Origin of the sequence: Pseudoalteromonas sp. 19-MNA-CIBAN-0066, from assembly GCF_040308705.1 — a bacterium.
GTDB lineage: Bacteria > Pseudomonadota > Gammaproteobacteria > Enterobacterales > Alteromonadaceae > Pseudoalteromonas > Pseudoalteromonas nigrifaciens.
In genome coordinates this window covers 14,333-27,174 of sequence record NZ_JBEONZ010000026.1, presented here as the reverse complement: position 1 = coordinate 27,174, position 12,842 = coordinate 14,333, and the positions used below count along the sequence as shown (strand labels likewise).

General features: G+C 39.0%; 11 protein-coding genes. 5 read left to right on the top strand and 6 right to left on the bottom strand.

Translation table 11 applies throughout. From position 1 onward, the window contains the following. Positions 1–6: 6 nt before the first annotated feature. The 3 genes from AAEZ18_RS13860 to AAEZ18_RS13850 all read left to right on the top strand — a co-directional run bounded on the left by AAEZ18_RS13860 (position 7) and on the right by AAEZ18_RS13850 (position 2,426). Positions 7–1,137, top strand: a complete 1,131-nt coding sequence (locus tag AAEZ18_RS13860; RefSeq protein ID WP_011327242.1) for a sodium ion-translocating decarboxylase subunit beta — start codon at positions 7–9, stop codon at positions 1,135–1,137. Between the two features lie 114 nt (positions 1,138–1,251). Beyond that, complete coding sequence (locus AAEZ18_RS13855) at positions 1,252–2,223, top strand: aldo/keto reductase (RefSeq protein WP_089367777.1); 972 nt, start codon at positions 1,252–1,254, stop codon at positions 2,221–2,223. Between the two features lie 26 nt (positions 2,224–2,249). Further along, a complete protein-coding gene (locus AAEZ18_RS13850) occupies positions 2,250–2,426 on the top strand; it encodes a hypothetical protein (RefSeq protein ID WP_011327244.1) in 177 nt (58 codons plus the stop codon). Between the two features lie 94 nt (positions 2,427–2,520). Here the strand turns inward: AAEZ18_RS13850 and AAEZ18_RS13845 are convergent, their stop codons facing one another. Then, positions 2,521–3,834: a peptidoglycan DD-metalloendopeptidase family protein gene (locus AAEZ18_RS13845; protein ID WP_011327245.1), complete on the bottom strand. Its 1,314-nt coding sequence runs from the start codon at positions 3,832–3,834 to the stop codon at positions 2,521–2,523. Positions 3,835–4,336: 502 nt separating this feature from the next. On the opposite strand from AAEZ18_RS13845, the gene tyrS reads away from it, so the two are divergent. Then, positions 4,337–5,536 carry a tyrosine--tRNA ligase gene (tyrS, locus tag AAEZ18_RS13840; RefSeq protein WP_011327246.1) on the top strand — a complete coding sequence of 400 codons (1,200 nt, stop codon included), beginning with the start codon at positions 4,337–4,339 and terminating at the stop codon, positions 5,534–5,536. Positions 5,537–5,631: 95 nt separating this feature from the next. Here tyrS and AAEZ18_RS13835 read toward each other — a convergent pair whose 3' ends face one another. The 4 genes from AAEZ18_RS13835 to folE2 form a co-directional block, all read right to left on the bottom strand. Then, entirely contained in the window at positions 5,632–6,576 is a 945-nt protein-coding gene (locus AAEZ18_RS13835; protein ID WP_350595027.1) for a cobalamin biosynthesis protein CobD/CbiB, read from the bottom strand. Beyond that, positions 6,577–7,284: a 5'-methylthioadenosine/S-adenosylhomocysteine nucleosidase gene (gene mtnN, locus AAEZ18_RS13830; protein WP_011327248.1), complete on the bottom strand. Its 708-nt coding sequence runs from the start codon at positions 7,282–7,284 to the stop codon at positions 6,577–6,579. It lies immediately after the preceding gene. A gap of 107 nt (positions 7,285–7,391) precedes the next feature. Then, positions 7,392–7,988: a DUF2726 domain-containing protein gene (locus AAEZ18_RS13825; RefSeq protein WP_011327249.1), complete on the bottom strand. Its 597-nt coding sequence runs from the start codon at positions 7,986–7,988 to the stop codon at positions 7,392–7,394. A gap of 115 nt (positions 7,989–8,103) precedes the next feature. Beyond that, on the bottom strand, positions 8,104–9,024 hold the full coding sequence (gene folE2 / locus AAEZ18_RS13820; protein ID WP_197182834.1) for a GTP cyclohydrolase FolE2: 921 nt from the start codon (positions 9,022–9,024) through the stop codon (positions 8,104–8,106). Positions 9,025–9,237: 213 nt separating this feature from the next. On the opposite strand from folE2, the gene arcB reads away from it, so the two are divergent. After that, a complete protein-coding gene (arcB, locus tag AAEZ18_RS13815) occupies positions 9,238–11,556 on the top strand; it encodes an aerobic respiration two-component sensor histidine kinase ArcB (RefSeq protein WP_350595029.1) in 2,319 nt (772 codons plus the stop codon). Between the two features lie 4 nt (positions 11,557–11,560). Here the strand turns inward: arcB and arcA are convergent, their stop codons facing one another. After that, positions 11,561–12,277, bottom strand: a complete 717-nt coding sequence (gene arcA / locus AAEZ18_RS13810; RefSeq protein WP_011327252.1) for a two-component system response regulator ArcA — start codon at positions 12,275–12,277, stop codon at positions 11,561–11,563. Between the last annotated feature and the right edge of the window lie 565 nt (positions 12,278–12,842).

Sequence of the window (12,842 nt, the reverse complement as noted above, 5' to 3'; positions counted from 1 at the left end):
TAGAGGATGGATGGTATTTTAAACCTCTGGCATGCCACAGGCATTGCTAACTTTACATTTCCAGCGTTGATTATGATTGCGGTAGGCTGTTTATTATTGTTTTTGGCAATAGCCAAAAAATTTGAGCCCCTATTATTATTACCTATCGGCTTTGGTGCAATATTAACTAATATTCCGGTGGCTGGTTTATCCGACCCCGGCGGCTTACTGCATTATGTGTATTACGTAGGTATTGATACGGGGATTTTTCCACTATTAATATTTATGGGAGTAGGCGCGTTAACTGATTTTAGTGCGCTAATTGCTAACCCTCGTATGTTGCTATTAGGTGCGGCTGCACAGTTTGGTATTTTTGCGACTTTGTTTGGCGCTATTTTACTTAACTATGTACCTGGTTTTGAATTTAGCCTGCAAGATGCGTCGGCTATTGCGATAATTGGTGGAGCTGATGGCCCAACCGCTATATTTTTAGCCTCTAAACTGGCACCCGACTTGTTAGGTGCGATTGCGGTAGCTGCTTATTCGTATATGGCATTAGTGCCAATTATTCAGCCGCCAATTATGCGCGCATTAACCACGGTTGAAGAGCGCCAAATAAAAATGCCAGAGCTGCGTAAAGTATCTAAAAAAGAGAAAATTATTTTTCCGTTAATGGTACTTAGCTTAACAGCAATGTTTTTACCTGCGGCGATACCTCTGGTTGGTATGTTTTGTTTAGGTAACTTAATGCGAGAGTCTGGTGTTGTTGATAGATTAAGTAACAGTGCTCAAAACGAAATCATCAATGTTACAACTATATTTTTAGGTTTAGCTGTAGGCTCAAAGCTTGCTGCAGATAAGTTTTTAACTGTTGAGACCATAGGTATTTTAGTGCTTGGCGCACTGGCTTTTGCTATAGGTACAGCCTCGGGCGTATTTATGGCTAAAGGGTTAAATAAAATATCTAAAACGCCGATTAATCCATTAATAGGTGCTGCGGGAGTATCGGCTGTACCCATGGCGGCGCGCGTAGTAAATAAAGTAGGCCTTGAGAGCAATCCGCATAACTTTTTACTTATGCATGCAATGGGGCCAAATGTTGCCGGAGTACTAGGCAGTGCAGTTGCAGCAGGTATTTTATTAGCACTTGTTGGCTAACATCAATTTTAAAATCCAACCGATTAGCGCAGTTTACTGCGCTTTTTTTTATGCTTAATTTATTGACTGTTTTTGTTACAGTAAGCTACTTGTAATTAATTAAGGATAGCCGGCATGCATGACACTCCTTTGGCAAAATATTTACCTAATGTTAGCAAGCTCATATTTGGTTGTATGGGACTTGGGGGAGGCTGGAATAAAGACCCCTTAACTAATACTCATACCCAGCAGGCACATGTTTGTATAGATACAGCAATAGCCGGTGGCATTAATTTTTTTGATCACGCCGATATTTATACATTTGGTAAAGCTGAGCAGGTGTTTGGCCAAGTCCTTAAGCAGCGCCCAGAGCTGAGAGAGCAAATTTATATCCAGTCAAAGTGCGGAATTCGTTTTGCCGATGAGCAAGGGCCAAAGCGCTACGACTTATCAAAGCAATGGATTGAGCAATCAGTAGAGGGCTCTCTTAAGCGGTTAAATACTGATTATTTAGATGTACTTATGCTGCACAGACCCGACCCTTTGATACAAGTTGAAGAAGTAGCTCAGGTATTTAGTCGCTTAAAAGAAAGTGGCAAAGTACGTCATTTTGCGGTGTCTAATATGTCGCAGCAACAAATACAGTTTTTACAAACAGCCCTTGATATGCCCATAGTTGCCAACCAAATTGAAGCAAGCTTAAAGCAATCAGCCTGGGTTGATGAGGGGGTATATGTCGGTAACCGCGATGGCAAAGACATTAACTTTACTCCCGGCTTTATAGAATATTGCACCGAGCAGGAAATACAAATTCAAAGCTGGGGTAGCTTATGCCAAGGATTATATTCAGGAAAACAGCTGCAAAATGCATCACCTGCAGATATTAATACCGCTATATTAGTTAATAAGTTAGCAGCACTTTATAGCACGTCTGCCGAGGCTATTGTATTGGCTTGGTTACTGCGCCATCCGGCATTAATTCAACCGGTAATAGGCACAACTAATGCTAAGCGACTGGCTGCATCGTGCAGCGCTGTAAATATAGAATTAACCCGAGAGCATTGGTATGCATTATATGTCAGCGCCAAAGGGCACGAGTTACCCTAATTTAGACCCCCACTTAAGGTATTACTATGAATATATTCGTTATTTTAATTAGCTTGTTTGTCGCATTGTTAATATTAATTCCGTTATTAGAAAAGTATCAAAGTAAAATAGGCTTAGATGGGGCTAAAAAATACAGTAAGTATATATGGCCACTGGTAATGGTATCGTTAGTGGTACAGCTAATTTATGTATTAATGAATTAGTGTGTCAGTCTATTATTCATAGGCAAAAAAATTATAGGTACAAAAAAGCCTTTGCAAGTTACCTAGCAAAGGCTTTTTTAATAATGATTTAATGTTACTTAAGTGCTAACTGTAGTTCGCGGTTGCGCTCTAACTGGGCAATAAAGTTATCAGCAATAGGCTTAAACTTGGCAAGCTCTGCACGTGGCAGCGGCTCTGACTTAGGCAATTTAACGGTTTTAGGATTACGATGAACACCATTAACTAAAAATTCATAGTGTAAGTGGGCACCGGTCACACGACCAGTAGACCCAACAGTACCGAGTTGCTCACCTTGCTTAATTTTTTGCCCTGTTTTTACTAGGCGTTTATTAAGGTGCAAGTACTTAGTTACGTACTGTGTGCCATGGCTAATAAATACATAGTTACCATTATATTTACTGTAACCCGATTTAATAACTTTACCATTACCTGAGGCAACTACCGGCGTGCCAGTGCGCGCCGCAAAGTCTATACCGCGATGCGCTCTAACTTGCCCCGTTACTGGGTGCAAACGTCGCGGGTTAAAGCTTGAGCTTATATATTTAAAACTAACCGGTGCACGTAAAAATGCTTTTTTCATGCTGCGCCCTTCAGGAGTATAAAAACTACCGTCAGTGTGGCGAATTGCAGCATAGCGCTGGCCTTGGTTAACAAATTCCGCAGCAATAATTTTACCAGTACCAATAAATTCACCATCTACATAGTGAGATTCATAAATTAAACCAAACCCATCGCCTTTGCGAATATCGTTAGCAAAATCTACATCCCAACCAAATATATCGGCAAAGTTCATTATTTGGCGCTCGCTTAAACCTGCAGCTATTGCTGAAGTCCAAAAGCTACTAGAAATTTCGCCGCCTACTGTTTTAGTTAGCGTTTCTATTTCTTTACTATCGATTGAAGTGTCGTATTGCCCTTCATCGTTTAAGGTAACAAATAAAGTGTCTGTTTTTGAAATAACGTAACGCAGCTGTGCTAAATCGCCATCTTTTGCAGTGGCAAAACTCAGTGTTTCACCCGGGTGAATTTTAGTAAGTTTGCGAGTTTCTGCGTTAGTGTTAATTAATTTATGTAACGTTTGAGCTGAAAAGCCAGCACGTTTAAAAATAATAGCTAAGTTATCTCCATTTTTTACTTGGTGATCAACAAAGTCGTATTCTGGCAGCTTGTCTGCTGCTTGCTCTGAGTTTAACGCAGTTAATTTTTCGTTGTCATCAACTTTAACTTGTAACTCATAGCGCTTGCCAATTTCTAGCGTGTTTTCACTATTGTCTTTGGATGCAGTGGCTTTTTCAGAAGGGAGAAAAGCTAAGCCAGCAATAGCAGAAACTAAGCCTAAAATAAGCAATTTGTGTTTTTTGGGGAGCGTGTGAACCACGTGAACCATAACGTGCCTTTTTCTGCTGTCAAGAAAATTAATAGATTATCTTGCAGGATATAACGAATAATGTACGAATACTAGTATTTTGTAGATTTAAACTAATGCTAAATTAAGCTAAAATCACAGGGCTTATAGGCATCTTAGTATTAAAGCAGCTTATGATCTAGGTGTTTTATTAATCTAGAACTAGGGCTAAACCGCGGTATTTTTGAGCAAAATAATAAAACAATGATGCATCATCACGTTAGTAATTTAAAAACCAAAGCTGCAGCTGTTTGTGCTGTTTTTAAAGTGTTGCAAACAGTTATCTTTACTCGTTTATGCAACTTATGCCGCTTTGCCTTATTTAGTGACGCTATCGTTTAAAAAGTTGTTTTAATTAGGTAATAATTTGCTATCTTAGTTACATAGGTTTATTGACTCTAAAAGTGCTACTTATCTAGTAATAAGCCGCGAGCATATTAATAATTAACCCCTTCGTTAACAGAATTTTTTGGAGTAACACACAGTGGATTTACAAACCGCTCTTGCAGAGATAAAACGCGGTACAGAAGAGATATTAATTGAAGATGAGTTAGTTGAAAAATTAAAATCTGGAAAAAAACTAAAAATTAAAGCGGGCTTTGATCCAACCGCGCCTGATTTACACTTAGGTCACACGGTACTTATTAATAAAATGAAAACCTTTCAGGACTTAGGTCATGAGGTTGTATTTTTAATTGGTGACTTTACCGGTATGATTGGCGACCCAACAGGTAAAAACGTAACGCGTAAGCCGCTTACTCGCGAAGACGTGCTTGCTAATGCTGAGACTTATAAAGAGCAAGTATTTAAAATTCTTGATCCGGCAAAAACCACGGTCGCATTTAATTCTACCTGGATGGAAAATTTAGGCGCAGCTGGAATGATCAAACTTGCAGCACGCCAAACCGTTGCGCGTATGTTAGAGCGTGATGATTTTAAAAAGCGTTACGCTAGTGGCCAGTCTATTGCTATTCATGAGTTTCTATATCCGTTAGTACAAGGTTGGGACTCGGTTGCACTTGAGGCTGATGTAGAGCTCGGTGGTACTGATCAGCGCTTTAACCTGCTAATGGGTCGTGAGCTACAAAAAGACGAAGGCCAAAAACCACAAACAGTAATAATGACGCCGTTATTAGAGGGCACCGATGGGGTGCAAAAAATGTCTAAATCGTTGGGTAACTATATAGGTATTACCGATGCGCCTAACGATATGTTTGGTAAAATAATGTCGATTAGTGATGTGCTAATGTGGCGTTACTACGACTTATTAAGCGGGCTGTCGATTGCTGGTATTAACGCGCAAAAAGAGCGTGTAGAGCAAGGTACAAATCCTCGTGATATTAAAATTGAGTTAGCAAAAGAGCTTATTGCGCGCTTTCATAGTGAAGCCGATGCACAAGCAGCTCATGATGACTTTATTCAGCGCTTTCAGAAAAAAGCTCTGCCGGATGAAATACCTGAACTAACAGTAACCATTGAGCAAGACAGTATTTTAATTGCTAACTTGCTTAAAGAAGCTAACTTAGTTGCTAGTACATCAGAAGCAATGCGCATGATTAAGCAAGGTGCAGTTAAGCTCAACGGCGAAGATAAAATTACAGACACTAAACTTGAAATAGCAAAAGGCAGTACGGCTATTTACCAAGTAGGTAAGCGTAAGTTTGCAAATATTACTGTAGCGTAAAGCTAAACGGTAAAACGCTAAAAACCAGCCACGGCTGGTTTTTTTGTGCTTATATTTTTTGTATTTTTAATAATAGGTGTGTAACTCGCCCTTAGCTAAATGTTTTTAAGTATTTCTATGCAAACAACGACCAGTAACCAAAATACCCGCGCTTGATTTAGTCTATTAATAGTAACCGGCACGTCCTCAGCAATAGGGAGGCGTTCGGTACCAATACGCATTTTGTTAAAACGTTCGCCAAAATACACTGCAGGCCCGCCTAGTTGTACGCCTAATGATGCAGAGCAAGTGCTTAAAAGCCACCCAGTATTAGTTTGATAAAAGTGCCTGCCATAATGCTTTATATAATGCATGCTTAGCTTGCTCGCTTTACTGGCTGCAATAGTCAGTGCCAATAAGCGCATAGGAATAAATTCAATAATAAACAAGGTAATTTTAAGCGGCTTTAAAAAAGGGCTGTTGGGTTTAATGTTACTGCGCCATGCCTGCTCAATTAAAGTAAGTAATCGATAGGCAAGCGCTGCAATAGGGCCAAGTACTAAAAAAACAAATATCACCACAAAGTAATATCTTGCAGTACGTAATATTAGGCTCTCTATTAAGGCTTTAATTATGCCTGCACCAGAGAGTTTAATAACATCTCGGGCTACTAATGGCTTTAATAGCTCACGGGCGGCAGATTTTTGGTTTTGTTTGGTAAGCTTAGCAATACGTAGTGCTTTTTTATCAATAGCTTTACTCTCAAGGCATAAATATAAAATAAGCCCGGCGAGTAATTCAGGGTAAAATGCAAATTCCAGTAGTAATACAATAATAATAAGTACCACACTTAAAATAAGTGTACTGGCAAGGGCTGCGGCTAAATATTGATAGCTATTGGGTTCTGCTGCTTTATAAATACGCTTACCAATAGCGCTAAAAATAGCCGTTAAAGCGGTGTTAGGATGATACCAACTAACAAGTGGTAAAAAGCGCTCAGCAAGGAGCGCCATTATAAATACAATAAAGTCCAAGTGATTTTGAACCATATTGCTGAGCATTTACAGTGAAACTGCCGTTAGCTTTTCAAGTAACGCCACTACCATTTTAGACGAATTGATTGATGCTGTTTCTAGGTATTCTTCAAACGACTGCGGCGACTCTTTGCCGGCAATATCTGACATCGAGCGAATAACCACAAACGGTGTATTAAGTGTATGACAGGTTTGCGCAATTGATGCCCCTTCCATTTCTACTGCAAGCATTGTAGGAAAGTCGCTACGGGCTTTTTCAATACGTATTGGGTCACACATAAATATGTCGCCGGTACAAATTAAACCAACTAAGGTTTTTACGTCACTAATTTGCGCAATAGTTTGCTCTGCGGCAGCCACTAATTTAGGGTGTGCTGCAAAACCTGCTGGCATTTGTGGTACTTGACCTATTTCGTAACCAAAGGCAGTTACATCAACATCATGATGACGAACTTCTGACGAAATAACTACATCGCCCACATTTAATGACGGATCAAAGCCGCCGGCAGAGCCGGTGTTAATTACGCAATCAGGGGCGAAGTTGTCAATAAGTAATGTAGTTGCAATAGTTGATGCTACTTTACCAATACCAGATTGAACCAATGTTACTGTGTTACCTGCTAATTCACCGGTATAAAAAGTAAAACCAGCTTTAGTTAAAGTTTGTGGATTTTGCATTGCTTCGCGCAAAATTTTAACTTCTGGCTCCATTGCGCCAATAATACCAACATTCATAGTGTTAAGTTCCTGAGTTTGAATGCGCTGATTATACGTGAAGTTAGCGCTAAAAAACAAAAAAGCGAGCAGTTTTACTTTGCTCGCTTTTTATTATGTTATTTACGTTAAATTTCGGCTAGTGCTGTAGAGTGCGCTTTAGCTTGAGAAGGTGATAGTACCGCTGGTTTTTGAACTCGGGTACGAATAGGGCGAGCTGTTTGCGTAGCCGCAGGTTTGCCGAGTTTAAACATAATAGCGTCGCGTACTTCACTTGGGCGATAGCCTGATTTTACTTTCATACGAATATGCGGGATGCCAGCGGCCTCTAATGCGCCATTAACAAACCAGTCGCGTTGTGCTTTATGGCCATCTTTATTGGCATTGTTTACTAAGTCTACGGCTGCCACTATGGTCATTTTTTCTTTATCGACTAGCACAAAATCAAGCTGTTTATTTTTAGCTTTAGCCATTGCTGCACGCTTAGACTTTGCCGATAAACCTTGTTTGCAATCAATCACGTCGATTAGTTTTACACGACTAACAATTTTATACTGATCGCCCACTGCGCGTTCTAATAAATTTAAAAAAGCACTTTCTACTTGAGTAAATACATTTTGCTTGCGGGTAAAAGGATAAGGGTTTCCGCCATCATCGTTAAACTTTGACGCAACAACAGAGGCCCCAACAACTAATACTAAAATTGATAATAAAGCGAATTCCATACGGTAACTCCATAACAACAAATTGACACTGCTTAAGTAAAGCAATTAACGTGCCTAAATTAGTTGGTTAAGTAGTATGTTTCCGTATGGATATTGAATACTGCAAAATAAGAACTTAAGCTCTATAACCGCCAGCAACGCCTTTAACTGCAATAGCGAGTGCGTCGTGCGCATGCAGCGATTCGTAATGATTTATTTGTAACCAGTAATCACAGTATTGCTGTGTTTCTAGTAGCGCTTTAATTTTACGAGCAGCATCTTCACAAAACATTAAATTTTGACCATTTAGGCGGGCAAACTCTTGTTCATCTTCACGTTTCACTGCCGCTTGTACTGGCGTTTTTAATTCATCTTCAATCGTGTTAATTAAATTAACTACGTCAAATTGAGTAATATTACTGTCGAGCTTTACTTTTACATTAGCAATTGAGCGCTGCGAGTGTGGGGTGGCTACAATACCTTGCGTAGTACCTAGCCATTCTAGTGCTTCTTTTTGACTGAGGGTTTCTTGACTGAATTTTTCGGCAAATGCATTTTGTATCAGCTGACGCGCAAGTGCCGCTGAACATGGGCAAGTTGATGAATAGGTTACATCAACACTTAGCTCGTAATTAATAACACCTTGTTCAATTGTGCTGGTTAATATAACGGGGTAACTTTTCCAGCCAGCCTTGCCGCTTAATAACGATTTACGGCGCAGTGGTAATTCAAACTTAAATTCTATAAGTGCTTTATCACTTAAGCCTTCGTGGCTACTAATAAAAAAATCGAGCGCTTGAGCTAATGTTTGAGGATTAACTTGCTGCTCAGTAGAGAGCGTGTCGAGCGCTAAAAATAAGCGCGACATATGAATGCCTTTTGCATCTTCTTTGTGTAAGTTTACAAAAGCGCGGGCTTTAGCATTAACAGTAACTGGCGTTATGCCATGCGACTCAAAAATAAATGGCAGTTCAATTTCACCCATTCCCACCCAGTCTAATGTACCAGTTTGTAAGGCGGGAGCCGTGTTAGCTATATCGGGCATATTAGTTTGCATGGTGTGTTACTCGTTATTAGCAATAATAAAGCGCCGCATTTTACACTAAATAATTTATTGCTGGAATGATGAGTTGTAGCCAGCTAATGATTCAAACAATAAATATTAGAGTTTTTATCGCACAACCTGAAAATAGCTGATAGAAAATGCTAAAATTAACCATAACATGCAATTTAAACCTTTTTGTAATTAAGCTAAGAGACACACTGATATATGACCGATTCCTCTTTGAGCCCTTGGGCTCGAGTTCTTTCTAGTTTAATAACTCGGTTTGGTGAGTTTAAAACTGCAGCCATTTGCTATGCTTTGTTATTGGCAGTTTCGCTTGTTTTATCAAGTATGTTTTATTATGTTGCCGTTGGAGAAGTTAATCTTGTTGATATATTAGCAGTGGTATTTTTTACCTCTGTGGTATCGCCTCTGGTTATAAGCGTGCTAATAAATTCAATCAGGCAACTAGATGCCTCCTATGCATATTTAGACAGTGCGACAAAACAAGAAAAGCTACTCAATCAAACATTAAAAGATAATATAAATCGCTTAAATGTAGAAATTGATGAGCGTAAAATGGCGTTTCATGCCAAGCACCGGGCAATAGAAGAGCTAAGAAAAGAAATTGCTGAGCGTAAAAAAACACAACAAGAGCTTGCCCAGCAAAGTATGCTACAGCGCTCAATAGTAGACTCCTCCCCCGATTTATTTTATTACCGCGACAACAACGGTGTGTTTGCTGGCTGTAATAAAATGTTTGAAGAAGTAATGGGTAAAACCAGTGACGAATTAATCGGTAAGAGTGCTGAACAAATATTTCCTAATCAATTTTTATCTGAAGTTTTAAAAACCGATAAACAGGTAGAGCAAACTCATCAAGCATTAACTATAGATGTTCAATACGATGTGGGCGGCGAAACGCGTTGGTTTGAATTACGTAAATTGCCGTTTATTAATGATAAAGGTAAGTACATAGGTTTACTTGCATTTGGCCGTGATATTACGAGTCGTAAAGAGGCTGCAGAAGCACTTGAAACAGCCTACAAAGATAAAGGTAAATTTATTGCCACTTTGAGCCATGAGTTGCGTACACCACTTAATGGCATTGTTGGTTTAACACGTATGTTGCTAGATACAGAGCTTAATAAACAGCAGCGTAGTTGGTGTAATACGGTGTTTTCGAGTGCCGAAACACTAGGTAATATATTTAACGACATTATAGATTTAGACAAAATAGACAGAGAGCAGTTAGATATTGCAACTAATGCTATAAACGTATCAGACTTTATTAACGATGTGGTTAACTTTGCAGGCCTAATTGCTGAACAAAAAGATCTTTCTTTTGATATTAAACGCTTAGGCATGCTAGATATTTATGCGCAACTAGATCCAACCCGACTTCGCCAAGTTGTTTGGAACTTAATAAATAATGCGGTTAAATTTACTCATAAGGGCAGTGTAACCCTCACCTGTATTCGTGAAAATCGAGATGATGGCCCTTGGCTTACCATGAAAATATCAGACACCGGAGAAGGCATACCAGCCGAACAGCTCTCTCGTATTTTTGATATGTATTATAAAGCGCCAGATCTTAAAGGCACCAATGCTATTGGTTCTGGCATTGGCTTAGCAGTAACCAAAGCCTTAGTTGATGCAATGCAGGGGATTATTTCGGTTAATAGTACCGAAGGCGAGGGGAGCTGCTTTATAGTAGAAATACCGTTAATTTTATGTAGCGCACCCACTGAGAATAGTTATGTAGGACGCAGCTTAAATATACTGTTAGTAGAAGATGTGCCGTTAAATGCCGAAATTGCGACTAACTTACTTGAACAGCGTGGTCATGAAGTTATTTGGGCTGAGACCGGCGAAGATGCATTGTCTTTTGTAGAAACTGAAGACGATTTAGATTTGATCTTACTTGATATGCAGTTACCCGATATAAACGGTGATGAAGTAGCAAGGCAAATAAGAGCCGATAGCCATTTTGATAAATTACCTATTGTAGCGCTTACCGCAAATGTGCGCAGTGCAGAGCAAGAGCTAGAGGGGATTTCAATCCAAGGAGCGCTCGCTAAGCCTATCAATACGGTAAAACTAGATAAAATATTAGCTGATTTATTTGGTATAAAACAAACAAGAAGTAATGGGCCACAATTAAAAGTAAGTGCAGCAGCGCTTGCTGACATTAATGCACATTTACTTGATGTTGAAACTATAGAAGACTTTGTAAACTCAATGGGTTTGGTGGTGTTTAAACGCAGTAGTCAGTTATTTGAAAAACTCAACCCCCAGTATCAGCAAGAGTTACTTACCTCGTTAAACTCAGGCGACAGAGAAGAATATAAATCAGTTGCACATAAGCTTAAAGGTGCTGCGGGATCTGTAGGCTTAAATGATGTGCAATTGCATGCAAAAGTAATGGAGTATGGTGCGCTGGATGAATCTGACGAGGTATTAAAGCAGTGGTTAGATGTTTTAGCAGACAAAATAAATGAAGGACAACATGCCCTTCATTTATTCTTACAGCAATTAGGGTAACTAATTAGCTGTCGATTTTACCAATGAAGCGATAACCTTCACCATGAATGGTGCTGATCAACTCAGTTGTTGAGTTGTCGCTTTCAAAGTGCTTACGAATACGACGAATTGTAACATCAACTGTTCTATCGTTTGCACGTAGCTCACGGCCAGTCATGTGTTTAATTAATTGCTCACGGCTAAAAATACGACCTGGAGAGTCAAGCATTAAACGCAGTGCTCTGTATTCGCCTTTAGGTAGACGTTTTGCGTCTCCACCTGGAGAAGTAAGACAGCGACTGTTTTCGTCAAGTTCCCAACCGTTAAACGTAATTACACCATTTGTTTCAAGTGCAGACTCTTCACCACCTAGGGCAGTACGAGTAATTAAATTACGCGCACGAATAGTTAATTCGCGAGGATTAAACGGTTTAGTAATATAGTCATCAGCACCAATTTCTAGGCCTAAAATACGATCTACATCATTGTCACGGCCTGTTAAGAAAATAAGACCGACTTTGCGTTTTTGGCGTAACTCACGTGCTAAAATTAGCCCGTTTTTACCCGGTAGATTGATATCCATAACTACAAGATTGACGTCGTCATTATTTGTAAGCTTATCATGCATGTCATCGCCATCAATGGCTTCAATAACTTTGTAACCTTCAGCTTCAAATAAACTAACGAGGTTTAGTCTAGTTACGTCTTCATCCTCTACTATCAGAATGACTGGCGTTTGCATTTTTAATTAACCTTTTGGTGTGTTTTATTTATAAAAAAAACCGGTATAGTTTTATAAACCGATTACTAAAAGAGTATAGGATTATATCTAATTGTTAACAAGTAAAAACAATTAGAGAAAAACAGCAGGATCCGCACAGCCTACTTAAAAGGTATAGAGTAAAGCTACTGTTTAATTGATCTTTAAAATTGGATGCATATTTTGAATTATTAAAGTCAAAGCCATTTCCCTTTAGTAATTGATACATCCATCAATCAGGTAAAGATACTTAAAATAATCAGACTAATTCAAAACGAAATTATATCACTTTCCAACCTTTCATCAATGTATGTGATATCTTAAAAGCATTAAAGTTCAGAAAATATTTAACTTTAAGCAGTTAATTCACTAAATAATATAGTTGAATAACGAATGCTCTATTAATGAGGTCATAAAGTTAAAATTCAAGAGCATGCTTATAATTAATCAGTACGTTGTTTAAGCTGTGGTGTTGTTGGTGAGTGTCGTTTTTACTTTGACTATAAAAGCTGTCTTACGCTCAGAGTTTACTTGGATATTACTTAAC